The following is a 25,094-nucleotide window of genomic DNA, read 5'->3' as shown; positions in this document are numbered from 1 at the left end:
TGCCGGGCGCCGTCGTACGTTGAAATGATGAGGTGCATCCGCACCTGAGCGGGCGGCTGGGATGGCTGCCGGGGCAGCGGTGGGAACGGTCGGGGCGGCTGGAGTGGCTGGAGTGGCTGCGGCGGCTGGAACTGCATTCGCGGCTGAAACGGGCGGGACGGTTGCGGCGGCAGAAACGGCAGAAACGGCAGAAATGGAGGAACGGGCAGGATGGGCAACCGGGGAGCTGATGCTTACCGCCGGCGGATGGAGCGGGCCGCCAGGCTTCGTGCCTCCGGAGCGTTGGACCAGCAGGAGGCTGAGGAGACGCCGGAAGAGGCCGATCTGCGGCGCAGGAAGGCGCTGGTTGATCCGGGGGACCGGGCGGACTATCTGATCCGGGACGCCATGCAGCGGGGCGAGTTCGACAACCTCCAATATGCAGGAAAACCCATCCCCGGAATCGGCGACGGACACGATCCGGACTGGTGGATCAAGGGACTCATCCAGCGCGAGAACCTGAGCGGTCTGGGACCTCCTGCCCTCCTGCTGCGTGTTGAGGATGCCGAGTTGGACAGCCGTCTCGATGCGAAGCCCTCCGCGTCGTTGGTCCGGGAGGCAGTGGAGGACTTCAACGCGCGCATCATTGAAGCCCGAAGGCAGCTGCTTGGTGGGCCTCCGGTAATAACCCAACTGCGCGACGTCGACACGGAGGTCCAGCGCTGGAGGGAACGCAGAGCCGCTGCAGAGCCTGCACCTGCCGTTCCGGATCCGCCGAAGCCGTGGTGGCGGCGGTTCGGCTGGCGGCTGCGGTAGCGGGCGGGATGTTGGCTGGTGGTGTGGGGCCTGGGGGCGTCTTGGCTGGCGGTGTGGGGCCTGGTGGCTGCTGGCTGGGGGCGTGTTGGCGTCGGGATGTTGGCTGGCGGGGTGGGGCCTGGTGGCGGGGTCGGCGAAGGGATCGCTGGCGGTTTCTGGAGGCTGTGGGCCCGCCCCGGCGCTCCGGCGGCCCGGCGGCCCGGTCGGCCGGATGCGGCTGGATACCGTGGGTCCGACCCATATGGCTCTGGATACCGTGCGGGTCCTGCCCGTATGGCGCTGGATCCCGTGTGCGTCCTGCCCGAGGCCTGAGCCGTTGACCGGCCTCCCTCACCGCGGAGTCAAAAACAAGTACCAGCGACAAATGTCCCGTAATTGAGCATGCCGAAAAGAGCCGATTTCCGCCTTGGAATGTCAGTGCCGGATGAAAACCTTGGGTTATGAACCGTTCTTCGGGACCATCATCCTCGAGTCCGTTTTCGAACCCGGGTTCGAGCCGGACTTCCAGCCCTTCCAGCCGCTCCAGTGCGGCCCCTTCTCCGGTTTTCCTTGCCAAGCCCACTGTCTGGAGCGGGACGGACACCGCGCTGCCCGATGGGTTCGAGGGGAAGTTGTCGCTCGGAGGACCTGAACTCCTGAATGCCGAAGAAGCGGGAGACACCCTGACGAGGCTCGCAGCCCTCATCTGTTGGGCCCAGGCACAGCAGGCCCAGGTTGTTGCGCGGATCGAGACGCTCTTCGCCCGGGACATCGCGGACGCTTCCGGTCGGGAAGACCCGGGGTGGGCACAGAGCCTCGCGGCAGCTGAGGTAGGTGCCCTGCTACGCCTGCCCCATATGAGCGCGCTGCGCCTGGTCAACGAGTCCCACAGCCTCACATCAGAACATCTGCTGACCCTGGGCCGGCTTTCCGAGGGAAAAATCAGTTACCAGCACACCAGGGCGGTGCTCGAGGAGGTGCAGTCCGTTCCGGATGTGCCGTCACAGCAGCCGGATCCGCATTCAGACGAGGGCTTAGAGCCGGGTGCGGATCCGGACCAGGGGCCTGACGATGGGGAAGGGACCTGCCATCGAGGGGTGCGTGCAAGATTTGAGGTGGATCTTCTGGGTCATGCCGAAGGCCTGACTGCCGCGCGCTTCACGGCAAAGGCTCGAAGGCTGCGCGAGTCACTGTTTCCAGAGACCATTCAAGTCAGGCACAGGGAGGCATTGTCCCGGCGGCGGGTCTGCTTCGAGCCGCTTCCCGACGGGATGTCCTGTGTGTCTGCGTTCCTTGCTGCTGAAAAAGGACAGGCACTTTACACGGCACTGTCCGCAGCGGCGCGGGGTGAGAAAACAGCAGGTGACACCCGCACCATGGACCAGCTGCGTGCTGACATTCTCGGCTCTGCGCTGCTCGGCGAAGGTTTCGTCACGAACGGGAAGGACCAAACTGCCGTGACTGGTCCTTCGAGGTGGACCCGGGCGCCTCAGGAACCATCGGAGACCGGGGGTGAGCGGCGGGAAACGCCAATCGGAAGGCCCCAAGTCCCAGATGGGGGAGCGCCCCGCGACGCAGAACAAGGAGCACGCCGGGGTACGAGACACGGAGCGCCCCGCAACGCAGGACGCGGTTCGCCCCTGGAAGGCGAGCGCGGAGCAGCCCCGGATGCCGGACGCCGAGCGCCCCGCGACGCCGAGCAGGGAGCACCTCTAGGAAGGACCGGTACGAACCGTGGCCGCGCCCGAAAGCGCAACGGAATCAAGACAGAAGTGATGGTGCTGATTAATGCCGATACCCTCGTTGGCCTCAACGATGCACCTGCAGAGCTCAATGGGTACGGTCCGCTGAGCCCGGAAACCGGTAGACGGATGGTGCAGGAAGCGCTGAGCTGGACTCCGCTGGCGCAGGATCCCCGGACTGGTGAAATTCTTGCGGTCGGCCGGCGCCGGCGGATACCTTCCGGGCTGAAGCGCTGGTTACAGGCCAGGGACGGGACCTGTCGTTTTCCCGGATGCGGGGTCAATGTTCGTGCTGCTCAAATCGATCACACTCTTCCATGGGCGCAGGGTGGAGCTACTGATCATTCCAACCTTGAGCACTTGTGCCCCAAACACCATAGGTTCAAGACGCTGGGGCACTGGAGGGCGCGGCAACCTGAAGCCGGCACTATTGAATGGACCTCACCGGTGGGGCGTACCTACCGCACTGGACCCATACTGGCGTACACAGAGCAGGATTTCTCTGCACAGCCGGTGGCTGCCTTTACAGCGACATCCAATGATGAGGTTTCTTCAGATGAGAGACCACCCGATGAGCCGCCGCCCTTCTAAACGTGGTCTGCTTCAAGGTTGGTCTTCAGAGGGTCAACACATGGATAACAGCACACTGCCCGGGAATCCCGAAAAGCCAAGGAGACTCATGTCCATCCGCCGAATGACAGAGGCTTCCGATGCCGAGATAACCACCCTGGCAGCGGTTCTGGCTGAAGCATTCGCAGACTACGCATGGACCAATTGGACTGTGGACAGCGATCGCCGTGAGGCTCGGATCGCTGCTATCCACCGGCTGTATCTCAAGCATGTCGCCCTGCCTCAGGGAGAGATCTGGACAGACGGCGACCTCGCGGGCGTGGCAGTGCTGCTGCCTCCGGACGCGGCGGAACTCCCTCAGGAACTCGTGGACAAGCTGTCTGCACTGCATGGCGAGGCAGGTCGACGGCTCCAGACAGAACTGCCGCAGCAGCCCGATGGCACCTGGACGCTGGCGACTATCGGTGTCGCACCTTCAAAACAGGGAACGGGTCTGGGCACAGCACTGATGGAAGCGCTTCTCCACAATGCGGATGCCCACAGCCGGCCCGTTGGGCTGGAGACTTCCGCCGAATCGAACCTGGAATTCTATCGCCGGCTCGGTTTTGTGGTCTGGGCTGTTTCGGAGATGCCCAGCGGCGGCCAGCTCGTCTGGTCGATGCTGAGAAACCCCCGATAGACCTGGGACCGCGCACGGCGCATACCGGGACGACCGGGAGACGACTACGCGTATGCCCAGCCCCGCGCTACCCACAGCCCAGCCCCGCGCGGTGCGTTACCCGCCGGGCCCCGCCCGGCCCCACGCTACCCGCCCAACCAGGCTTGCGCCGCTGCCGCCGCCGGCCCCACGCTACCCGCCCGACCAGGCTTGCGCCGCTGCCGCCGCCCGGCCCCACGCTACGCGCCCGGGCCCCGCGCCTGCCGGCTACCCACAGCCCGACACCTCACCCAACCCGCACCAGCCCTCGACTCAGACGGACACGGTTGCCAGACTGAAATAGCGTCCGACCTCTGGGACGAACAGCAGGAGGTAGCCCGTGCTGGGTCTGGAACTTGTTGTAGCCCTCGGAGTGGCCATCCTGGTCTGCTTCCTGGCAGCACCTCACCTGCGCATCGGAGCCCCGCTTCTACTGCTCGGCTGGGGCGTCATGCTGGGGTTTGTACCAGCATTCAGAGAGGTAGAGCTGCCTTCGGAAATTGTGCTGCTGATCTTCCTTCCGGCACTGCTCTACTGGGAATGCCTGACCACATCACTACGGGAAATCCGCAGCAACCAACTGGGCATCATCCTTATGAGTACCGGACTCGTGGTCGCCACCGCAGCAGGCGTGGCAGCGGCAGCCCATGCCCTGGGCGTGCCCTGGGGACCTGCCTGGGTACTGGGAGCCGCCGTCGCACCCACCGACGCCACAGCAGTCTCAGCCCTGGCGAAAATGCTGCCACACCGCAGCATCACCCTGCTGCGGGCCGAAAGCCTGGTAAACGACGGAACCGCACTCGTGATTTACGCGGTCGCCGTGGGAATCGTAGCGGGAGACGGCGACTACACTCCACAGTCTGTTTCAGGTCTGCTGGTCCTGGCCTATGTGGGAGGAGCGGCAGCCGGATTCCTCGTGGCCTGGATCGGAATCTGGGTGCGAAAGCGGGTCACAGACCCTCTCCTCAGCAACGTGATCACCTTTCTCACACCCTTTTCCGCCTTCCTGCTGGCCGAGGAATTCGGAGGATCAGGTGTACTGGCCGTCGTCGTCGTCGGATTGATCATGAGCCAGGCAGGGCCCCGGATCACGTCAGCACTTGCCCGCCGCCGAGCACAGGCATTCTGGTCCTTCTCCACCTTCATGATCAACGCTGCTCTCTTCGCACTGATCGGAATCGAACTGCATGCGGTGGTACGAATCCTCAACGGTGGACAGATAGCGCTGGGACTGCTGGCAGTGGCCGTTGTGTCAGCAGTACTGATTGCGGTTCGCTTCGCCTACCTGTTCGGATCCGAATACCTGCTCCGCCTGCTGGCCCGCCGCCAAACCGCAGGAGTGCGGCAGGAAAGCAACCGTGCCAGAGTCGTCAGCGGCATGGCAGGGTTCCGCGGAGCCGTGTCGCTGGCAGCCGCGCTTGGTGTTCCTCTCCTCACCGCAGCAGGAACCCCCTTCCCGAACCGCGGGCTGATCATCTTCGTCACCGCGGGAGTCATCGTCGTGACACTCACAGTGCAGGGCCCGCTCCTTCCCCTCGTGGCCAAATGGGCCAGACTTCCGCACGACACCACAATGGAAGAAGAACGCCGGCTCGCCGAAGTCCGGGCTACAGAGGATGGCCTGCTCGCTATTCCCCGGCTCGCCGCGCAGCTCGGGACAGACCCGGAAGTAGAGCACCGCCTCGTCCGCGAATACCGGCACCACCTGCGGGTGCTGCGCGCCGATTCCGGTACCGGTGACGAAAAACCGCTCCTGCAGCGGAGGGCACAGGACCAGGCTCTGCGGCTGGCACTGCTGGCACGTAAACGGGCCGTGATAGTCCGCCTGCGCGACGAACGAACCATCGACGACAGAGTGCTGCGCCTTCTCGAAGCACGGCTCGACGTCGAGGAACTGGCCTTGACCCGGCCCGATTTCAGCGAATGATGAGAAGCCGGGTAAGTGAGACGCCAGGTGAAGCGGCTCCGGTAGCCGGGCAAACCCGGCTCAGCGGGCCCTGACGACAGGCAGCTCATCCCAATCGGTGGTGTAGCGCGGTGAGAAGAACTTCCGGGACATGGTCCAGTCCGGTTTCGTGCTGGAGAGGCCCGCCAGACCCAGGCCGATGCTGGCAGCACCGTACTTATCCGCAACCTTCCCCAGGAGTTCACCGATATGCCGGTGCTCGTGGGCGGAGACAAATTCGTCAAACACCGGCTGCGCTCCGGCATCGGACAGGCCGCTGAGCATCACTCCTGCCTTCGTATACGGAACGCCTTCCAGAATGGAGTCCTCCAGCGCGCCGACAGCCGCCCGGGTCAGCACCACGGGATCAGACGTTGGGCTCTGCAGCCGCACCGTCACGGACGGGAACGACGCCGCCTTCTGGCTGAAGTGCGAAGTGCCGGCATAGGCGGTCAGCACCCGCGCCTGCTGCCCCTCGCGTTCCAGCCGGGCCGCAGCCTGCTGGGCATAGATACTCATCACCTGCCGCATCTCAGCCGCCGTCGTCACCGGAACCGAAAAGCTGCGGGAGAAGATCAGCTGCTGCCGGTCGGCGCGTTCTTCCTCGAGCGGCAGACAGGAGGTGCCGTTGAGTTCAAGGACTGTACGTTGCAGTGTGACGGAGAAGCGGCTGCGGATCAGAGCCGGATCGGCCGCCTTGAGATCCGCGACACTGCGGATGCCCAACGCACCCAGACGCTTGCCCAGTTTGGCGCCCACACCCCAAAGCCCGGTCACCGGAACACGGGACATGATGGTCTCCACCACCTCCGGATCCATGGTGTCCAGGCTGCACACTCCGCCCAGATGTTTGTTCTGCTTGGCGATCCGGTTGGCAAACTTCGCAAGGGTTTTAGTGGTTCCGATGCCCACGCAGACCGGCAGGCCGGTGTGACGGGCGACGGCGGCACGGATGTCCGCGCCCTGTGTGTCCAGTTCCTCTGCCGTACCCGCCAGGCCCAGAAAGGACTCGTCGATGGAGTAAACCTCCTGCCAGAGCGCGTACCGGCCCAGAAGTTCCATGACCCGTGAGCTCAGGTCGCCGTAGAGCTCGTAGTTGCTGGAACGCTGGACCAGGCCAAGGTGCGGAGCGGCGTCTGCGAGTTTGAACCACGGTTCGCCGGTCTTGATGCCCAGTGCCTTGGCCTCATCGGAGCGGGCGACCACACAGCCGTCATTGTTGGAGAGGACCACTACCGGAATTCCTGCGAGCGCCGGATCGAACGCGCGCTCGCAGGAGACATAGAAACTATTGACGTCCACCAGCGCAATCCGGTGCAGCTGCTGAAGCGGTCCCGGCCGAGCGGCCCCGGTACCAGTGCAGAAACCTGCGCTTTTGCTGGTATCTCCCGCCGCGGCGGCCTCAGCCGGTGAACCCGCAACGGGGACGGGTTCTTCGGTGCTACGCATGGAGGCGGTTTTCAGACATGGTGCAGACACCGGGTGACGACGCCCCAGACAGACAATTCCGCCGGATCGGAGACGGAAATGTCCTCATAATCAGGATTCTCCGCGGCCAGAACAATGCCCCGGCCGGTCAGCCGAAGCCGGCGGACAATCAGTTCACCGTTGAGGACGGCGACGACGACGGATCCGTCCCGCGGAGTGAGCGAACGGTCAACGATCAGCTCGTCGCCGTCGCTGATCCCGGTGCCGGTCATGGATTCTCCGGCGACCCGGACTACGTACGTCGAGGTGATATCTCGAATCAGGTGCCGGTTGAGGTCGATCCGGCCGTCGAAATAATCGCGCGACGGGCTGGGGAAACCGGAGGCGGCGTCGCCGTCGGACATGGCCTGGGACCGGGACGATGTCCCGGGAGTATTGCCCGAAAACACAGGCATCCGCAGACCTCCTTAGAACATACTTTCGATTCCTCCAAGGTTAGCACTGGACGCTGGCCGTGGCTGGAAGGGAACGGCTAGGGTGCCGGCTATGGAACCGGCTATGGAACCGGCTATGGAACCGGCTATGGAACCGGCAGCAACCTCAGGGAACATTTTCCGGCAGCTTGCAGGAGGACTTCCGTGGCCGGAGGAGCTCGGCAGGCACGGATGCCCTCCTCGGCGGTCCCGAGCTGGCCATTTCCGTGCCATCGGTCATCCTGATTGACGGCATCTTTCTACACCGTCCGGAGCTGGTGCAGATTTGGGATGCGTCCGTGTTCCTCCAGGTGTCCTTCACCACCTCCTTTCAGCGGATGGCGGAGCGGGATGGGAGCGATCCGCTACCGGAGGCCGCGGCAAACCAAAGGTACCTGCAGGGGCAGCTGCTGTATCTGGCAAAGTGTGCGCCGTTCTTCCGCGCAACGGCGGCAGTCGACAACAATGACGACGCGGCGCCGTCCATCCTCCGGTCTGGGTGGATCGTCCAGCCGCCGGGCGGGCAGCAGGTACCGTTTAACCCATGAATGTCGAGGTGTACATTCCGCCGAAACTTGGGCGGGAACTGGAAGAATTGGCCACGGAGCAGGGTGTGCCCGTGGAAACGCTGATCCTCAACGGAGCCAGGCTGCTTCTGGAGCACCGCAATCGGCGCAACCACGTACAGTCCTGACGGTCGTTACCTGTACAGTCCTGACGGCCGTCACATGTAGAGTCCTGACGGCGGCTAAAGGCAGCAGCATCCGGTCATCCGCGCAGACCCGGACAAGGGAAGGGAACAGTCATGAGAATCACCCTCACCAGCATCTTCGTGGATGACCAGGCCAAGGCACTGGACTTTTACACCCGGATACTTGGCTTCGAAAAACGCACAGACGAACCCGCCGGAGCTGCCCGCTGGCTGACGGTCGGCAATCCGGGGGAGCAGGGCGGCGTCGAACTGCTGCTGGAGCCGAGCGGACACCCGGCCGTGGCACCGTTCAAGGAAGCGCTGGTCCGTGACGGCATTCCCTTCAACTCTTTCGCCGTGGAGGACGTCCAAGCCGAATATGACCGGCTGACGGGACTGGGCGTGGAATTTACCCAGCCGCCCGCCCAGATGGGTCCGGTAACCACGGCTGTCTTCTCTGATACCTGCGGCAACCTCCTGCAGATCACCGCCATGAACCCCTCATGAACCCCTGACGCGTGGCGCGTGACTGACGCACTCTCATCGCCGGCCCGCTGAGGCTCCCCCGGCGGAGCGCTAACCGCTCGGGGTCACCGGGGTCTTAGTACGCCGTGATTTATCCACGGGTCATATTTCCAGGTCGTAGCTGGATTCGCGGAGAGTGGAGCCGCTGACGCGGTGCATGCGCTGGCAGCAGAAGGGATCATAGACCGTAACGCCGATCCGGCCGGACAGAGGATCGGCCGATTGGATGCAGGTGCACGGTGCGGACACGAGCGCTGAACCTTTCTGGGAACCGGAGATATCTATCCCCTTAATTTTTACTCTTCCGCGCAGAAGTCCGGTCTCCCAGGGCGCTCCGCCCGCCATCAGCAGAACGCCGGGAAACAGCAGATGCCCAGACCCAGGTTGAGCGGCGGATACCTGCGTCCACCCACAGCACCTGAACTGCTTTCGCAGACCAGGTGCAGGTTTCACCTTTCACCAGCTCAGCACAGCCCGGAAACCGAATCCACGCCCAGATGGGGATTGCAGGCAGGGAGGTTGTCACCGGAATGTGGTCAAAATCAAGTTCCTCGGGAGTCAGCCCGATGGGTTCGGCGCGCCTGGCATAACGGGCAGCCAGCCGCCCAGCAGCCTTCTGATCCATACACCTAGTAGAACATACGTTCGAATAGGGTTCGACGGCGGCGGGTGGGTTTGCTGCTGTGCCCGGATCGGGTTTTGGGGCACAATGTTGGCCATGTGCGGACGATACGTGATGGCCAGGGCGACATCAGACCTGGTGTCAGCCTTTGCAGCAGACCAAGTCGTGGGGGAGGACGTGGATCCCTCCTGGAACGTGGCACCCACCGATGACGTGCGCATTATCACCGAGCGCCGCGGGCCGGACGGAACCGTACGCCGCCTGGCGACAGCAAAATGGGGACTCGTTCCGGTGTGGGCCAAGGACCCGAAGATAGGGGCCCGGCTGATTAACGCGCGGCGGGAGACCATTCTGGAAAAACCAGCGTTCCGCAAGGCTGCAGTAAAGCGGCGGGCGCTGGTACCCGCCGACGGGTACTACGAGTGGGAGAAGACGGAGGAGGGCAAGGTTCCGACCTACCTGCATCCTCCCGTTCCGGAACCGCTGGCATTCGCCGGACTGTATGAGTTCTGGCCGGATCCCAACCTGCCCGAGGACCATGAGCACAAGTGGCTGCTTTCTGTCACGATCATCACCACAAAGGCGGCGGATGAACTCGGACACATCCATGACCGGACCCCGCTGGTGGTGCCGCCGGACATGTACGCCGAATGGCTGGATCCTGCGCTGACGGACGCGGAAGCCATTGCCCGCGTGCTGGAAGCCATACCCGATCCGGTGCTCACCCCCAGGGTGGTCTCCACCGAGGTCAACTCGGTCCGCAACAATGGTCCACAGCTGATTGAACCCGCTGGACCGGAGGCATAGAGAACCCCAGCGCCAGCCAGCCACATCCCGAGAGCCAATTAACCAGCCGGGCTCCGCCCCGGTCTACCAGGCATAATCCTCAGGAGCCGGCCGATGCCCGGGGAAAATGGTGTCCAGCTTCGCCAGGGTGTCGTCGTCGAGCTCCACATCCAGGGCTGCGAGCGCGTCGTCCAGCTGACCGGAGATCCGCGGCCCGATGATCGGAGCGCTCACCGCAGGCTGGTGCAGCAGCCACGCGAGAGCCAGGATCCCAGGTTCGATCTGCAGCTCCGCAGCCAGGTCCTCATACGCCTGGATCTGGTCCCTGTGCTTGGACAGCAGATCCTGGACCCGCCCCTCGGCCCGCCTGCCGCCGTCATTCTGGGCTTTTAGGATGCCGCCGAGCAGTCCGCCCTGCAGCGGAGACCAGGGGATCAGCCCCAGCCCGTACTTCTGTGCGGCCGGAATGACTTCCAGTTCCACGGTCCGCTGGAGCAGGTTGTAGATGGACTGCTCACTGATCAGCCCGTTGAAGCGGCGCCGGCGGGCGCTTTCCTGCGCCTCGGCAAGATGCCAGCCGGCGAAGTTGCTGCTGCCGTTGTAGATGACCTTGCCCTGGGCGACGGCGGTTTCCATGGCCTGCCAGATCTCGTCCCAGGGCGTGTTCCGGTCCACATGATGGAACTGGTACAGATCGATGTGGTCGGTTTGAAGGCGTTTGAGACTGGCGTCGAGGGCCTGACGGATGTTCAGCGCTGACAGGAAGGTGTCATTCGGGCCCGGACCCATCGAGCCATACAGCTTCGTGGCAATAACGGTGCTGCCGCGCCGGCCACCGCCCTTGGCGAACCAGCGGCCCACAATTTCCTCCGTCAGGCCCTTGTTTTCCCAGCCGTAGACGTTCGCGGTGTCGAAGAAATTGATTCCGGCTTCCCGGGCCGCGTCCATGATCGTGTGGGCGTCCTGTTCGGAGGTTTTCGGCCCGAAGTTCATGGTGCCCAGGCACAGCCGGGAAACCTGCAGGCCGGACCGGCCCAAATGTGTGTACTTCATGCGTCCTCGGTTTCGTCTAGTTGGTTTGTCCAGGCCCAGCCGGTTTGCAACGGGACACTGCCTGACCGGCTGTCCGGTCACTCATTCTGCCGCTGGGCCGGACGGGCTGGAAGGGCCGGCCGCAAAGCCGGCGGCACCGCGGCGGGGAAGTGCTCCGGCCCGCACCGGCTCCTGTAGCCTAAAAGCGCATCTTTGGAGCACCTGCCAGGAGGATTTGTGCCGGAATCGTATTACCGCCCGCTGGGTGAGGGAACGTTCGAGTCAACGCCGCACACGCAGGGGGCCTGGAACGCGCACGAACAGCACATGGCTCCGGCCGCCGGCCTTCTGGTTCATTGCCTGGAAAAGACCGATCCCCGGCCGGACATGCGGCTGGCACGGGTCAGCTTCGAAATTCTGGGCATCATTCCGCAGGGCACGTTCGATGTACGGACCAAGGTCATCCGGCCCGGCCGCACGATCGAGCTGCTGGAAGCCGAGTTCATATCCGGCGGGCGCACCGCCATCCGGGCGACGGCCTGGCGGCTCGCCCTAGGGAACTCCGCTGAGGTAGCCGCGGTGGAGGATGAAACGATGCCCGGACCGGAGGAAACCGCCAGCTTCGACGGGATGACCGCCTGGCCGGGTAACTTCATCAATTCCCTGGAATTCCGTGCTGTGCCCGGACTGCGCCCCGGCCGCGGCCAGGTCTGGGTGCGCTCACCCTTTGAGATGGTGGACGGTGAACCCACCCCGGACCTCGTCAGCCTGCTGGGCCTGGTGGACGCAGCCAACGGCATAGCAGCACGGGTCCCGCCGGGCGGGGACAGCTGGATGTTCCCCAACGTGGACCTGCAGATGCATCTGTACCGCAAACCCGAGGGCCGCTGGCTGGGACTGGATACCCGTGTCACCTTCGGCACGGACGGCATCGGTCTGACCTCCTCGGTTCTGCACGACCAGACCGGTCCTTTCGGACGCAGCGAACAAATCCTCACGGTCCGCCCCCTGGGCAGGGGCTAACCGGTGGAAGAACGCGCCAAAGTCCTGGACGTTTACCGCCAGGAGCAATCGATCGGAGCGGCTGCGGACCTCGAGGCCGCCCTGGCAATGCTGGCCTCGGCCCGGAATGGGGAGCTCGGCCCTGCGCTGCGGATCTACCGTCCCCGGCCCACGGTTGCCTTCGGCCAGCGCGATGCCCGGCTGCCGGGATTCGCCGCCGCCGCCGCTGCCTGCCGCGACCAGGGCTTCGAACCGCTGATCCGCAAAGCTGGCGGACGGGCGGCTGCCTACCACGAGGGCTGCCTGATCGTGGATCACATTGAACCCGAGCCCAACGCCGTCGCCCGTTCCCTGGCCCGCTTTTCCTGCTTTGCCGAGCTGCTGGCCACAGCACTGCAGGACGCCGGGGTGCCGGCCGGCGTGGGGGAAATCCCGGGAGAGTATTGCCCGGGGGAGTACACCGTGCATGGCGGAACGGGAGATAACCGCATCAAGCTGGTGGGAACCGCGCAGCGTGTGGTGTCCGGAGCCTGGCTGTTTTCCTCGGTGGTGGTGGTCCGCAATGCCGCTCCGCTGCGCCGCGTGCTGACATCCGTCTACGCGGCCCTGGGCCTTGACTGGGACCCCGCTACCGCAGGCGCCGCCGAGGACCTGGTCCCGGGGCTCACGATGGATGACGCCGAAGCCGCCCTCCTGGCCGGCTATCGCAGGTATGCCCGGCTCCGTCAAGGGGATGCGTCCCGCCTGCCCGCATTCTCTGCCGGGCCGGCCCCCGGACTTCCCACCACAGCCTGTGCCCATTAGCATCAGGCGCGAACCGCATCGAAGCGGTCCTGGACGCAGAGCCCGCCCAGCAGACAGAACAAACCAGCCGCAACCGATCTGGAGGACCCCGCCTTGCCTAAGAAGAGCGTTGAAAACACTGCCGTCCGGCTGAAAGCCATCCTGGAAATCCTGGCCAGCCAGGATCCATCCAATCCCGCAAGGACCGGCCGGGCCGATGTGCTGAAGCAGGTTTTGGAACGGGTGCCCCTGGAAGGAACCGAAGCCGAATTCTTGGCCAGCGGAGTTGCCCGCGGTGAACGCGCCCTGGTCACCGCCAGCACCAAGCTTGTGAAGGCCGGCTGGATCCTGAAGGAAGGCCGCGCCGGCTGGAGCATCACCGGAACGGGACGCGCCGCCCTGGCCGATTTCCCGGAGGTGGAACAGCTGCAGGCTGCCCTGAGGGGGACCAAGGAGTCCCAGACCGTGGTGACGCAGGCGGAAACCCACAGCGAGGAAGTGCTGGAGGAGGCGCTGCGTGACGCCTCCGCTGTGCCTGCCGGGCAGCCGCACGGATCCCATCCTGAGGACCACTATGACGGGCCGTCCTTTCCCCAGCCGAATGCGGTTGCTGTGACCGGTAATTTCGGTGCCCTGCTTGGCGGCGAGGACTGGGCGCCCGCGGACCCTGCGGTCCAGCTGGGCTTTGACCGCAGCGATGAACTGTGGAAACTCACGGTCGATCTTCCCTCCGGTGACTACGAGTACAAGGCTGCCCTGAACGGTTCCTGGGATGAGAACTACGGGTACGGCGCCCACTTCGACGGCGCGAACTACGGTTTCCATCATGCCGGGGGTCCGGTGACGTTCCTTTACGACCACGCCACGCACACGGTGGTAACCAAACCGGACGGATCCTAGGGCCGCCGGGACCGGTTCCTTAGTTACGGGGGCTCAGACAGTTACGGCGGCTCAAACGTCCCGGGGCCTGAGCTGGAGGGGATCCACCAGGACGCCGGAAGGTTCACGGACCCACCAGACGTGCCAGCGGCGCAGTTCTTCCGGTGTGGAGAACCGGTACCGGAAGACACGGGCGCGGATCCAGCGCGGCCGCGCACCGTCAAACGGGTCCACGCGCAGAAGCTTCAGCGTCTGCGGATCCGCAGCGAGCAGTTTTCCGAGCAGAACCGGAAACCAGTTCCCGCCGGAGGCACCCAGGGCCAGGAACCACATCAGCCAGTCCAGCCGCAGGTGGTAGGGAGCGAACTGGCGCGGCAGCCGTCCCGGGTCACCCGGCTTGCCATGGAAGCCATACTCCAGCCAGCGCGCGTCCGGCCCCGGCTCGTCCAGGGTCCCCTCAATGACTATTTCGTTCCGCCGCCGGGTGATACTGCCAAAGGCACCATAGGCGTTGGAGAGATGCCAGCGGTTGAAGGACGCATTCATCAGCTGGTCCCGGCTGAACAGGTTCCGCAGCGGCTCCCACGCCCAGTAGAGCATGGCCGCCGTCATCATCAGCACCACCACCGCAAACCACACCGGTGTGCTGCCCGGTTCCGGTGAACTGAAGGACGCCCAGGGCAGAACTGCCTGCACGGCGGCATCGTTCACGGCGCTGAAGGCCACCAGAATGGTCAGGACGTTGAGCCAGGCAAAGTTGCCCGAAAGCACCAGCCACAGCTGCGTGAGGATTACCAGGGCGGCTGCGATGGAAGCCACCGGCTGCGGGAAGAAAAGAAATACCGGAACCACCAGCTGGGCGAAGTGGTTGCCCAGCACCTCAACCTTGTGCAGCGGCTTGGGGAGATGATGAAAGAACCAGCTGGCCGGATTGGGCATCGGCTGGGTCTCATGGTGGTAGTACAGCGCGGTCAGGTCCCGCCACACCCGGTCGCCGCGCAGCTTGATCAATCCGGCACCGAACTCCAGCCGGAACACCAGCCAGCGGAACAGGAACAGCACCGTGACCGGAGGCGCAACCTCGTTAGAGCCCAGGAAGGCGGCCAGGAAGCCGGCTTCAAGCAGCAGGGACTCCCAGCCGAACCCGTAGAACACCTGGCCCACATTCACTATCGACAGGTACAGGAACCAGATCAGGCCAAACATCAGCAGAGGCACCCAGGGCGGGCCCTGCTGCGGCAGCCCGGCCACCAGCAAAGCAGCGGCCGCGGCGCCGGACCACGCCACCGCACGGAGAAAACGGTCCGAGTAGTGCAGGCGGAAAAGTGTGGGAATCCGCCGGCCTGCGGTCCGTTCCAGGTACCGGGGTGCCGGCAGCAGGCCGCGCTCACCCAGCAGTGCCGGGAACTGGGCTGCCGCAGCCACAAACGCGAGCAGGAACACGGCCGCCGTGCCGCGCTGCAGGACCTGCCGCGCCAGCTCATATCCCTCGGCATTGAAATATTCCATGGCGCCACCACACTAGCCCCGATGCTCCTAAGCTGGGACTGGTGGCAAAAACTCTCCAGCTTCGGAGGTGGCGAAATGTCCGCCCCGCGCGTTCTGGCCCTGGTGGTCGCGCACCCCGATGACGATGCCTACGGGCTGGCCGGCACAGTAGCACTCCACGAATACGATCCCGGGTTCCGGTTCATCCTGGTCCATGCAACGGACGGCGGTGCCGGGCAGGTCGATCCCGCCTACCCGCCGCTGCATGAACCGCTTGGCCGGATTCGGCGCCGGGAAATGGACGCCGCCTGGACGGCGCACGGCCGTCCTCCGGACCGGCACGAGTGGCTGGACTATGACGACGGCGCGCTCGCCGGTGTGCCGCAGACGGAACTCACGGACCGCATCGGCGTGATCCTCGCGGAGGAGCGGCCCGACGTCGTCGCCACCTTTGGGCCCGACGGCATTACCGGCCATCCGGACCATATTGCGGTAGGGGCAGCCACCGACGTGGCGTTTTCGGACCTGCGGGACGACGGCGGTCCAGGCCTGCTGCGGCTGGTCCACGGTGCCCTCCGCCGCTCCACCTGGGAGCGCTGGAACCGCGGGCGGATTCTCCACGGTCTGGACCCCTGGGACGCCGGCCGGATGTATGACCTGCATCCGGTGCCGGATGAGCAGATAGGCATTGAGGTGGATGTCAGCACCGTGGCCCACCGGGTGGTTGCCGGACTTATGGAGCACCGGACCCAGCGCCATGTTGTCTCCCCGGGTGTTCCGCCGGACGCCGAGGAAGACGCCCGGTGGGCCCGCGCTGTCGGGGCGGAAGCCCTGGTCATTGCCTGGCCGCCCAGACCAGCCGAGGCAGCCGTGCTTGGCGACGTTTTTGAGGGTCTGCCGGAGCCGGGATAGCTCCCGGAGAGGCTCCGGCTGGATGAAGGCCGTCACGGTACATCGGGCTAACCGGTGCCGGGGCGGACTCCCGGGTTTATCATCGAGGGGCACGGCAAGGCAAAGGAGTGCCACCATGTTCGACGACGGCGGGACGTTCAGCGGAGTCGGTCTGGAGGGCAGGATTTCTGCCGGCAGCCGCGCGCTGGCTGTTCTGGAACTGGCTGTTCTGAAACTGAGAGTGCTGAAACCGAGAGTGCCGGGCCTGGCTGTCCTGAACCTGGCTGTCCTGAAACTGAGACTGCCGGGCCTGAGCATGCGGGAACAGGACTAGTGCCTTTTGTGGCGCGCTGGCGGGATGCCTTCGGGACCGCAGGCAGACCCTATCGGCGGGCGCTGGGTGCGGCGGCTGCGGCCGGATCCGCCGCGGGAATCTACCTCCGGCTCATCCAGCACCGCCGGCAGCAGCGCTCCATGCCACCATCGGGGCACAGAATGCCCGGCGACGCAGTGCTTTCGGGCCCGGTGAGCCAGCATACGCGCAGCATCCTGATCTCGGCTTCCGCGCCGGAGATCTGGTCCTTCGTGAACCTGCTGAGCCACGGACGTACCGGCTGGTACCTCCTCGACCGGCTCAGCGCTCCGGATTCCAGTGCTCCAGATTCCAAGGCTGCGGGATCCAGTGCTCCGGGCGCTGAGTCTCCCGGCGCTGACTCCCCGCGCTCCGACTCTCCCGGCGCCGACTCCCCGCGCTCCGACTCTCCCGGCGCCGACTCCCCGGGCTCTGACTCTGCCGGCTCCGCAGATGCTCCGGACTTCACCGTTCCGGACTCCAGGTCCCAGGGGGTCCCGGCCCCGCGCCGGTTCTTCACACTTCTGCCGGCTGCAGACACCGGGGACGGAATCGGAGATGACATTGCGGACCTGCTGCAACCCGGTACCGGCCACCGCCTGCGGATCAAGGAAGTCCAGCCCAATGAATGGATGCTCTGGACCGACGGCGACGGCCGGTCCACCTGGCTATGGCTGCTGCAGCCGGTCCGCAGCGGGCAGACGAGACTGCTGGTACGCGGCCGGTTCCGGTACCGGCTGCGTCCCGGCGGGCTGGCAGCCCTGCCGCTCGACGCGGTGGACTGGGCCACCATGCGCCGCTGCCTGACCAGCATCAGAGACCGCGCCGTGCTGTGGTCAGCGACCCGGCCCGGCGGGGCATGAGTGCTGTTCTGTCCTGACGGTGATCAGCGACCCGGCCCGGCGGGACGTGAAGGTTATCTTGCCCTGACGGTGGTCAGCGACCCGGTCCAGCGGGACGTGAGGGTTATCTTGTCTTGGCCGTTTCAACCGTCCAGGGGCTACGCGTCCGGACACACAGAGACGGCTGGTACGTTTGATCGATGGATTTCACATCCACCACGGCTCTGCTCGCTGGTCCCCGCGGACGCGGGCTTTGCCTTGAACTCGCGAAACTCGCAGCACCACGGCGTCCCGGCGAATCCTACGGAAGCACGCTGCTGCCGGCTCCGGGACTGTCCCGTGAAAGTGAGCAGGTACTGCGGACCCTGGCGGGTATCCCGGAGCGGCCCCAGTTCAGCAGTGCAGACCTGCACCGCAGCCTGGTGCGGATCGTCAGGCAGGCAGCGTACTGGCAGCCGCCGGATGAAACAGCGCAGCTGCTGACGGAAGCCGAACCCTGCAGGGCGCTGCTTCCCCTGGCCGCCGCCGTCGTGCGCTCGCCGGCCGCTGCCTGGTGGAGCGAACCTGCCGCTCCGGTGACCCACTGCGTGCAGTGGATCCAGACCAGTACGGTGCCGGGAACGTCTCCTCCCGCACTGCAGGGGGCTGGACCGGCCCTGGCCCGGTGGCGGGCAGGGATCACCACGCAGGAAGCGAACACACCGTTCTCCACCGGGTGGACTGGACGCTGGTGGTCCTCACCCACTCTGTCCGGCGTCGTCAGCAGCACACCGGCCGTCCCCGGCAACGGCCCGGCAGGCCTGCAACTGGTGGAAGACGCCCTGGACTGGACGCTGGCGCGCTCGTATCCCGTGCGTGCGGCCCCTGGTACCCGCATCTATGAGATCCACGGTCCGGGTGACTGGCAGGAACTTGCAGCACGCTACCCGTTGGATGTCACACGGTCGCGTGGAAGCACCTGGAGTCTGGCAGCGCCACATTCCGGTGACGGGACCTGGGTGATGCCGGACTTCAGTGCGGTGGCTGACCACTATGATGCCGTCCATCTGACCGTGACCGGCTACCTCAGCACCGCGGGAGTGGTCTTGGCGGCCGGAGACGCGAAAACCATGCTGGCAGGCTGGGCACCGGGGGAAACCTGGTGGCTGAATGACGTGCTGGTACCCGCCGGCGAACCCACCAACTGGCAGAGAGCCAGCGCACCGCACACCGAACCTTGGCCCGGGTCCGCGGCCGATGACCCTTTCGGGGCCGGGCTCGACGGCGTGTGCTGGCAGGTGCAGGCCCGGTAATAATTACCGGAAGCGTGTACCGGAAGTTAGTAACCAGGCAGCAAGCCTGAAGGCGCTGCTTCCGAAGCCGGAAACAGCGCCTTCAATAAAACCGTTCAGGGCTTAGTGCCCCCGGGCGATCCATTCGTCCAGATGCGGAGCCTCGGCACCGATCGTCGTCGAATCCCCATGGCCGGTGTTCACAACGGTCTCCGCAGGCAGGCTGAGCAGCCGTTCACGGATGGACTCGATGATGGTCCCGAAGTCGCTGTACGAGCGGCCGGTGGCTCCGGGGCCGCCGCTGAACAGCGTGTCGCCGGAGAACAGCACCGGGGTGCTGCCTTCTTCGTCATCCAGCAGGAAGCAGACTGAGCCAGGGGAGTGGCCCGGAGTGTGCAGCGCCTCGAGCGTCACTCCGGCGATCTCGAACGTATCGCCGTCCTCGATGACGTCATCCGGAGCCTCATCCGGGAACACCGCGTCCCAGAGCATCCGGTCCGCCTCGTGGAGGAGCACCGGTGCGCTGAACCGGTCCTGGGCCTCGGCCACGGCACGGATGTGGTCATCGTGGCCGTGCGTGAGCAGGATTCCCATGACTTCCCGGTCACCAACGGCTTCGGCAATCGCGTCCACGTCGTGGGCCGGGTCGATGATGATTACCTGCAGGTCATCGCCGATGATCCAGACGTTGTTGTCCACGTCCCAGGTGCCGCCGTCCAGGCTGAAGGTGCCGGAGGTGACAACCTTGTCGATGCGGGCGGCCATTAGAGTTCAACCACCGAGCGCAGGACCTTGCCGTCATGCATCTTGGTGAAGGCTTCTTCGATGTCGCCCAGGCCGATCCGCTCGGAGACGAAGGCATCCAGGTCCAGCCGGCCCAGCTTGTACTGCTCCACCAGCATCGGGAAGTCGCGGGAGGGCAGGCAGTCGCCGTACCAGGAGGACTTCAGGGATCCGCCGCGGCCGAACACGTCCGCCAGCGGCAGTTCAATCTGCATGTCCGGGGTCGGCACACCCACCAGGACCACGCGGCCGGCGAGGTCGCGGGCGTAGAAGGCCTGCTTGTAAGTTTCCGGGCGTCCCACCGCTTCAATGACGACGTCGGCACCGTTGCCGCCGGTGAGTGCGCGGATGGCCTCCACCGGGTCCTCGTCGCGGGAGTTGATGCCGTGCGTGGCTCCGTTGGCCAGGGCCAGGTCGACCTTCGCGGAATCAATGTCCACGGCGATGATGGTGGTGGCGCCGGCGAGCTTGGCACCGGCGATTGCAGCGATGCCGACACCGCCGCAGCCGATCACTGCCACGGATTCCCCGCGCTTAACCTCACCGGTATTGATGGCGGCGCCGATGCCGGCCATCACGCCGCAGCCGAGCAGGCCCACTGCGGCGGGATCGACGTCGTCGTCCACCTTGGTGCACTGGCCGGCAGCTACAAGCGTCTTCTCGGCGAACGCTCCGATGCCCAGGGCAGGAGAGAGCTCGGTGCCGTCTTCCAGAGTCATTTTCTGGGTGGCGTTGTGGGTGTTGAAGCAGTACTGCGGCTGGCCCTTGCGGCAGGCGCGGCACTCACCGCAGACGGCGCGCCAGTTCAGGATCACGCGGTCGCCCGGGGCCACTTCGGTGACATCGGGGCCGACGGCGGACACCACGCCGGTGGCTTCGTGTCCCAGGAGGAAGGGGTAGTCGTCACTGATTCCACCCTGCTTGTAGTGCAGATCGGTGTGGCAGACGCCGCAGGTGAGGATATCAACCAGAGCCTCACCGGGCCCGGGGTCCGGGACCAGAATGGTCTCCATGCTCACCGGAGCGTTCTTTTCCTTGACTACTACCGCTTGGACCTTATGAACCATGGGGATGGGCTGCCTCTCGGGAAATTGCGCAGGTCACCCCGAAGTTGACGGGGCATCCTCCATCCTAGGGAGGCCGCCGCCGGGAGTCACTTCGAGGACTTCCGGCGGCGGGCCCTGCCCTATGAGAGGCCCAGGCGGGACTTGACCTCAGCCGCGGAAGGGTTCGTTGCCGACGAGCCGTCCGGGAAGATCACGGTGGGCACGGTCTGGTTGCCGCCGTTCAGGGATTCCACGAGCTCCGCGGTGCCTTCAACGTCCTCGATATTGACCTCCGTGTAGCCGATGCCCTGGGAGTCGAGCTGCGACTTCAGGCGCCGGCAGTAGCCGCACCAGGTGGCCGAGAACATGGTGATGGTCCCGGCCTCGGGGGTAAACGCTTCGGCAGTTGCGGGCATTGGGAACTCCTTGCTGGATCGTTTGAGCTGGATCGTGCTTGCTGCTGGTTACTGCTTGGTTCTGCTGCCATGGGAACATCCGCGCCGGGCTTTCCATTCCCGGAGGCTCTCATTCCATGGAATGGAAAGCCCTGGAACTGCGGACCAGGCCCGAAATTCACCTCCCGTTAAACCAGCGTCCGCCTTCAGGCCGCCTGGGGCTGCCAGCGTGGGCCGCGCAAGCACCCCACCGGAGGAAGACCAGACATGACTGAGCAGATGAACCCTGATTCCCGCGCCGCGTTTGTTTCGGGCCCGCCCCCTGCCAAGAAGAGGTTCCTGCCCATGCTCGGGCACACCCGCGGAAAGCGCAGTGCGGTCACCTGCGCCTTGAAATGTGACAATGCCTGCAGCAAGGCGGTCTGCAACACCTCCTCCAACAGCTACTTCCGGGACATCGTTTCGGCTGAACTCTCCCGGCGTTCGGCGCTGGGTGCCGGCGCGGCCGGAATCCTGGGTGCTGCAGTGCTGACCCTTGGTGGTGAGCTCCCCGCAGCGGCAGCTGACCCCGGCCGCGGCAGTTCCAAGCCAGGCCGGCTGGCGTTTACGCCGATAGCACCGGTGGATGCCGCCGTCGACAGTCTGGATGTCCCCGGAGGCTACGGCTGGGAACCGCTGCTGCGCTGGGGCGACCCGCTCTTTGCCGACTCGCCCGAGTTCGACTTCGACGCGCAGAGCGCAGCGGCCCAGGCCCGCCAATTCGGGTACAACAATGACTACCTGGAGATCCTCCGCCAGCCCAACGGCAAAAAAGGACTGCTGGTCTGCAACCACGAGTACGTCAATCCGCAGATCATGTTTCCGGCAGCTCCGGCTACGGCGGCCGAGGAAGCGCAGCGGCGCGGCATTTTCCGCAACGCCGTCGGCCTCTCCGTGGTGGAACTGGAACGCAGTTCACGCGGGACGCCCTGGTCCTATGTCCGCGGCGCCCGCCTGAACCGGCGAATCACCCTGGACACGGTCTTCGAGCTCACCGGGCCTGCCTCCGGCTCGGACCTGCTGAAGACCGCCGCGGATCCGCAGGGCCGGTACGTGCTGGGAACCCTGGGTAACTGCGCCGGCGGGAGCACGCCGTGGGGGACAGTTCTCTCCGGGGAGGAGAACTTCAACGGCTTCTTCCGGGCCGGCGGGACCAGTCCTGAAGACCGCCGCTACGGCCTTGGCAGCGATCCCACGGCCATGGGGTGGGAGCGGGAGGACCCGCGGTTTGACGCCCGAACGGGGCAGACCCGGAACGAGCCAAACCGTTTCGGGTACATCGTGGAACTGGATCCCGAGGATCCGGAATCAGTCCCGCGCAAGCACACCAGTCTGGGCCGGTTCAAGCATGAGGGTGCCAACGTCATCATTGCCCGGAACGGCAAGGCGGTGGCATATTCCGGCGACGACGAGCGGTTCGATTATCTGTATAAGTTCGTCTCGAAGAACAAGTACCGGAAGAACAACAAGCGGCACAATATGACCCTGCTGACCGAGGGCGACCTGTACGTTGCCCGGTTCACCGGGAGTTCGCCGGCAGCCGAGATCGACGGCTCCGGGAGCGTTCCGGCCGACGGCGGTTTCGACGGCCGAGGCACCTGGCTCCCGCTGGTAGAGCACGGCACGTCGGCCGTCGCGGGCATGAGTGTGGAAGAGGTGCTGGTTTACACGCGGCTGGCAGCTGACAAGGCCGGGGCCACCAAGATGGACCGCTGTGAGGACGTCGAACCGAATCCCGCCACCGGACGCGTGTACGTGGCCTGCACCAACAACTCCAACCGCGGCACCGGCACCAACGCACCGGTAGATGAAGTCAACCCGCGGAGGGAAAACCGTGACGGGCACATCGTGGAGATCACGGAGGACCGTTCTGATGCCACGGCCACGACCTTCAGCTGGAACCTGCTGATGCTCTGCGGTGATCCGGCGCAGGGAGATCCCACGTACTTCTCCGGCTACCCGCAGGAAAAGGTGAGCCCCATTTCCTGCCCGGACAACTTGGCCTTCGACACTGCCGGCAACCTCTGGATCTCCACCGATGGTGCGCCGTCGGGCATTGGCTACAACGACGGCCTGTTCAAGGTGGCGCTCGAGGGGCGGGAGCGCGGCAAGGTGGAGCAGTTCCTCTCCGTGCCGCGTGACGGCGAAACGTGCGGACCGGTGATCCATGACGAGGAATCCATGGTGTTCGTCGCCGTGCAGCACCCTGGGGAGGACGGCAGCTACGGTGCGCACACCTCCTATTTCCCCGACTACGTGCCCGACGGCGCGGTGCCGGCTGCGGGGACCGTTCGGGCACCCCGGCCCTCCGTCGTCCAGGTATTCCGTCAGGAGACTAAGCCCGGGAACGGGAACGGAAACAGCGGGAACAACGGGAACGGAAAGCCCGAGAAACCCGGAAATTAGCCAGCTGGATGGATAGCCAGCTGGACGGCTAGGCAGGACGGCAGGACGGCAGGACGGGCCGGGGATCGGGACAGCCAGGCAGCGGCGCACCCGAATTCCGTCCCGCCCGTTGGAACCGGCAGACTGGGAAGATGTGCGGACGATACGTCATGGCCAAGGCCATCGGAGACCTGGTGGCGGAGGCCGAAGCTGAAGCTGATGCCAACCTGGAGCTGCGCCAGTCCTGGAACGTGGCGCCGACCTCCGACGTCCCGGTGGTCCTCGAACGCCTGATCGATGGGACTGGGACCGGAGCGCCTCAGACAGCGGGGACCGGGACTGTCAGGGAGGGAGAAGTTTCCGCCCGGCAGCCACAGGCCGTCCGCCAGGTTCACGTAGCCCGCTGGGGCCTGGTTCCGGGCTGGGCGAAGGACATCTCGGTGGGTGTGCGTGCGTTTAATGCCCGCAGCGAAACCCTGCTGGAAAAGCCGACCTTCCGGGATGCCGTCCTCTCCCGCCGGTGCGCGGTACCGATGGAGGGCTACTACGAATGGAAAACCGGCCCGGGAAACAGCAAACAGCCGTACTTTGTGCACCGGCCGGACGGGAAGCTGAGCTGGTTCGCCGGTTTGTACGAGTGGTGGGCGGACCCGGCTGTGCCGCCGGGGGACCCGGACCGCTGGCTGCTGTCCACCACCATCATCACGTTGGCTGCACCCGATCCGGAGGATCCCCACCCGGTGCTGGCCGGACTGGGCGCGCTTCACAACCGGCTTCCGCTGCCGCTGTCTTCCGCTGCACTCGATGCTTGGACGGCACTCGGAACCCTCAACAACACCGGAGCCCTGGATTTGCTGGGCCAGGTCCTGGACCAGGCCTACCCGACGGCGTCAAACTGGCAGATCCGTGCGGTGGACCCAGCCGTGGGCAGTGTGCGAAACGATGGTCCGTGGCTGCTGGAGCCACGGGAGCTGGACGCAGCACCAAGGTTGGACACTGTGCCAGGGCTGGACACTACGCCGAGGTTGGACACTGCACCGGGGCAGGACACCGCTTCGGACAGCGCACCCGACGGGGTGCGGGCGCCTGCCACGGAGGACGTCCTGTTCTAGGTTCTACAGCAACCGGGCCTCGGCTGCCCCTGGCTCCGCTGCCCCTGACACCGGTGCCCCGGGAGCATCTCCGGAACCGGTGCTCTCCCCTCCCAATGGATCCAGGACGGACAGGGTAACCTTCCCGTTCGCGTCCACCGACAGACCCGGGTTGTGGCACACCTCCCAGCGGAACCCGTCGGGGTCCGTGAAGTATCCCGAATACCCTCCCCAGCTCATCTGTGTACCGGGAGCGGCAATCGACCCGCCGGCCGCCGCAGCTTCGTGGAGAATAACGTCGACGTCGTTCGGCGAGTCCACATTGTGGCCCAGCGTGACCGGAGCCAGACTGGCGGCTCCCGTGGCTCCGGATTCTGCAGCCAGATGGTCGCTGCGGAAGAACGAGAGCAGCACTCCGTGGCCCACCTGAAAGAAGACCACTTCGCCGGCCACGTACTGGAGCGGTTCCCAGCCCAGCCGGGCGTAAAACGCATAGGTAACTTCGACATCACGCACACCGAGGGTGACGACACTCAACTGGGGCAACATGATCCGATCCTGC

At 65.3% G+C, this 25,094-nt stretch carries 25 protein-coding genes; 17 read left to right on the top strand and 8 right to left on the bottom strand.

Translation table 11 applies throughout. The features are described 5' to 3' along the window. The first annotated feature begins 210 nt into the window (after window positions 1–210). The 4 genes from H9639_RS03310 (at window position 211) to H9639_RS03295 (ending at window position 5,710) form a co-directional block, all read left to right on the top strand. The gene (locus H9639_RS03310; RefSeq protein ID WP_191806671.1) at window positions 211–795 is read left to right on the top strand and encodes a DnaJ family domain-containing protein; all 585 of its coding nucleotides are present in this window, start codon (window positions 211–213) and stop codon (window positions 793–795) included. A gap of 440 nt (window positions 796–1,235) precedes the next feature. After that, a complete protein-coding gene (locus H9639_RS17250) occupies window positions 1,236–3,107 on the top strand; it encodes a DUF222 domain-containing protein (protein WP_191806670.1) in 1,872 nt (623 codons plus the stop codon). A gap of 40 nt (window positions 3,108–3,147) precedes the next feature. After that, on the top strand, window positions 3,148–3,765 hold the full coding sequence (locus H9639_RS03300; RefSeq protein ID WP_191806669.1) for a GNAT family N-acetyltransferase: 618 nt from the start codon (window positions 3,148–3,150) through the stop codon (window positions 3,763–3,765). Between the two features lie 358 nt (window positions 3,766–4,123). Continuing rightward, on the top strand, window positions 4,124–5,710 hold the full coding sequence (locus H9639_RS03295) for a Na+/H+ antiporter (RefSeq protein WP_191806668.1): 1,587 nt from the start codon (window positions 4,124–4,126) through the stop codon (window positions 5,708–5,710). A gap of 60 nt (window positions 5,711–5,770) precedes the next feature. Here the strand turns inward: H9639_RS03295 and H9639_RS03290 are convergent, their stop codons facing one another. Continuing rightward, window positions 5,771–7,048 (bottom strand): Y-family DNA polymerase, encoded by a 1,278-nt coding sequence (locus tag H9639_RS03290; RefSeq protein WP_225219204.1) that lies wholly within the window; start codon window positions 7,046–7,048, stop codon window positions 5,771–5,773. A gap of 140 nt (window positions 7,049–7,188) precedes the next feature. Further along, window positions 7,189–7,560 carry a LexA family protein gene (locus tag H9639_RS03285; RefSeq protein WP_225219203.1) on the bottom strand — a complete coding sequence of 124 codons (372 nt, stop codon included), beginning with the start codon at window positions 7,558–7,560 and terminating at the stop codon, window positions 7,189–7,191. Between the two features lie 218 nt (window positions 7,561–7,778). Between H9639_RS03285 and H9639_RS03280 the strand changes: the two genes are divergently transcribed. From H9639_RS03280 to H9639_RS03265, 4 genes are all read left to right on the top strand, one after another. Next, entirely contained in the window at window positions 7,779–8,177 is a 399-nt protein-coding gene (locus H9639_RS03280) for a nucleoside/nucleotide kinase family protein (protein ID WP_191806665.1), read from the top strand. Beyond that, window positions 8,174–8,323: a hypothetical protein gene (locus H9639_RS03275; protein ID WP_191806664.1), complete on the top strand. Its 150-nt coding sequence runs from the start codon at window positions 8,174–8,176 to the stop codon at window positions 8,321–8,323. Before H9639_RS03280 ends, H9639_RS03275 begins: the two co-directional genes overlap by 4 nt. Window positions 8,324–8,434: 111 nt before the next feature. Then, window positions 8,435–8,827 (top strand): VOC family protein, encoded by a 393-nt coding sequence (locus H9639_RS03270; protein WP_191806663.1) that lies wholly within the window; start codon window positions 8,435–8,437, stop codon window positions 8,825–8,827. 736 nt (window positions 8,828–9,563) lie between these two features. Continuing rightward, the gene (locus H9639_RS03265) at window positions 9,564–10,274 is read left to right on the top strand and encodes an SOS response-associated peptidase (RefSeq protein ID WP_191806662.1); all 711 of its coding nucleotides are present in this window, start codon (window positions 9,564–9,566) and stop codon (window positions 10,272–10,274) included. 63 nt (window positions 10,275–10,337) lie between these two features. Here the strand turns inward: H9639_RS03265 and H9639_RS03260 are convergent, their stop codons facing one another. Beyond that, window positions 10,338–11,306, bottom strand: coding sequence for an aldo/keto reductase (locus H9639_RS03260; protein ID WP_191806661.1), 969 nt, complete (start codon window positions 11,304–11,306; stop codon window positions 10,338–10,340). A 216-nt stretch (window positions 11,307–11,522) separates the two neighbouring features. Here H9639_RS03260 and H9639_RS03255 point away from each other — a divergent pair, with 216 nt between their 5' ends. From H9639_RS03255 to H9639_RS03245, 3 genes are all read left to right on the top strand, one after another. Then, window positions 11,523–12,308, top strand: a complete 786-nt coding sequence (locus H9639_RS03255; RefSeq protein WP_191806660.1) for a thioesterase family protein — start codon at window positions 11,523–11,525, stop codon at window positions 12,306–12,308. Window positions 12,309–12,311: 3 nt separating this feature from the next. Further along, the gene (locus tag H9639_RS03250; protein ID WP_318241966.1) at window positions 12,312–13,091 is read left to right on the top strand and encodes a lipoate--protein ligase family protein; all 780 of its coding nucleotides are present in this window, start codon (window positions 12,312–12,314) and stop codon (window positions 13,089–13,091) included. A 93-nt stretch (window positions 13,092–13,184) separates the two neighbouring features. Further along, window positions 13,185–13,970: a pullulanase X25 domain-containing protein gene (locus H9639_RS03245; protein WP_191806659.1), complete on the top strand. Its 786-nt coding sequence runs from the start codon at window positions 13,185–13,187 to the stop codon at window positions 13,968–13,970. A gap of 51 nt (window positions 13,971–14,021) precedes the next feature. Here H9639_RS03245 and H9639_RS03240 read toward each other — a convergent pair whose 3' ends face one another. After that, the gene (locus H9639_RS03240) at window positions 14,022–15,458 is read right to left on the bottom strand and encodes a lipase maturation factor family protein (protein ID WP_191806658.1); all 1,437 of its coding nucleotides are present in this window, start codon (window positions 15,456–15,458) and stop codon (window positions 14,022–14,024) included. Between the two features lie 75 nt (window positions 15,459–15,533). On the opposite strand from H9639_RS03240, the gene H9639_RS03235 reads away from it, so the two are divergent. From H9639_RS03235 to H9639_RS03220, 4 genes are all read left to right on the top strand, one after another. After that, window positions 15,534–16,349 (top strand): PIG-L deacetylase family protein, encoded by an 816-nt coding sequence (locus H9639_RS03235; RefSeq protein ID WP_191806657.1) that lies wholly within the window; start codon window positions 15,534–15,536, stop codon window positions 16,347–16,349. 115 nt (window positions 16,350–16,464) lie between these two features. Next, on the top strand, window positions 16,465–16,662 hold the full coding sequence (locus H9639_RS03230; protein ID WP_191806656.1) for a hypothetical protein: 198 nt from the start codon (window positions 16,465–16,467) through the stop codon (window positions 16,660–16,662). Further along, on the top strand, window positions 16,662–17,543 hold the full coding sequence (locus H9639_RS03225; protein WP_191806655.1) for a hypothetical protein: 882 nt from the start codon (window positions 16,662–16,664) through the stop codon (window positions 17,541–17,543). The genes H9639_RS03230 and H9639_RS03225 overlap by 1 nt, the downstream gene beginning before the upstream one ends. 179 nt (window positions 17,544–17,722) lie before the next feature. Beyond that, window positions 17,723–18,814 carry a hypothetical protein gene (locus H9639_RS03220; RefSeq protein ID WP_191806654.1) on the top strand — a complete coding sequence of 364 codons (1,092 nt, stop codon included), beginning with the start codon at window positions 17,723–17,725 and terminating at the stop codon, window positions 18,812–18,814. A gap of 102 nt (window positions 18,815–18,916) precedes the next feature. Here the strand turns inward: H9639_RS03220 and H9639_RS03215 are convergent, their stop codons facing one another. From H9639_RS03215 to H9639_RS03205, 3 genes are all read right to left on the bottom strand, one after another. Beyond that, entirely contained in the window at window positions 18,917–19,558 is a 642-nt protein-coding gene (locus H9639_RS03215; protein WP_191806653.1) for an MBL fold metallo-hydrolase, read from the bottom strand. Next, entirely contained in the window at window positions 19,558–20,643 is a 1,086-nt protein-coding gene (locus H9639_RS03210) for an S-(hydroxymethyl)mycothiol dehydrogenase (RefSeq protein ID WP_191806652.1), read from the bottom strand. The genes H9639_RS03215 and H9639_RS03210 overlap by 1 nt, the downstream gene beginning before the upstream one ends. Before the next feature lie 119 nt (window positions 20,644–20,762). Continuing rightward, a complete protein-coding gene (locus tag H9639_RS03205) occupies window positions 20,763–21,038 on the bottom strand; it encodes a mycoredoxin (protein ID WP_191806651.1) in 276 nt (91 codons plus the stop codon). 258 nt (window positions 21,039–21,296) lie between these two features. Here H9639_RS03205 and H9639_RS03200 point away from each other — a divergent pair, with 258 nt between their 5' ends. Then, entirely contained in the window at window positions 21,297–23,462 is a 2,166-nt protein-coding gene (locus H9639_RS03200; RefSeq protein ID WP_191806893.1) for a PhoX family protein, read from the top strand. A gap of 131 nt (window positions 23,463–23,593) precedes the next feature. Beyond that, window positions 23,594–24,553, top strand: a complete 960-nt coding sequence (locus H9639_RS03195; RefSeq protein ID WP_191806650.1) for an SOS response-associated peptidase — start codon at window positions 23,594–23,596, stop codon at window positions 24,551–24,553. A gap of 3 nt (window positions 24,554–24,556) precedes the next feature. Here the strand turns inward: H9639_RS03195 and H9639_RS03190 are convergent, their stop codons facing one another. Beyond that, complete coding sequence (locus H9639_RS03190) at window positions 24,557–25,081, bottom strand: VOC family protein (RefSeq protein ID WP_191806649.1); 525 nt, start codon at window positions 25,079–25,081, stop codon at window positions 24,557–24,559. Window positions 25,082–25,094 lie beyond the last annotated feature (13 nt).

The organism is Arthrobacter gallicola (assembly GCF_014836775.1).
Lineage (GTDB): Bacteria > Actinomycetota > Actinomycetes > Actinomycetales > Micrococcaceae > Arthrobacter_B > Arthrobacter_B gallicola.
This window is presented reverse-complemented; position numbering and strand designations above follow the sequence as displayed.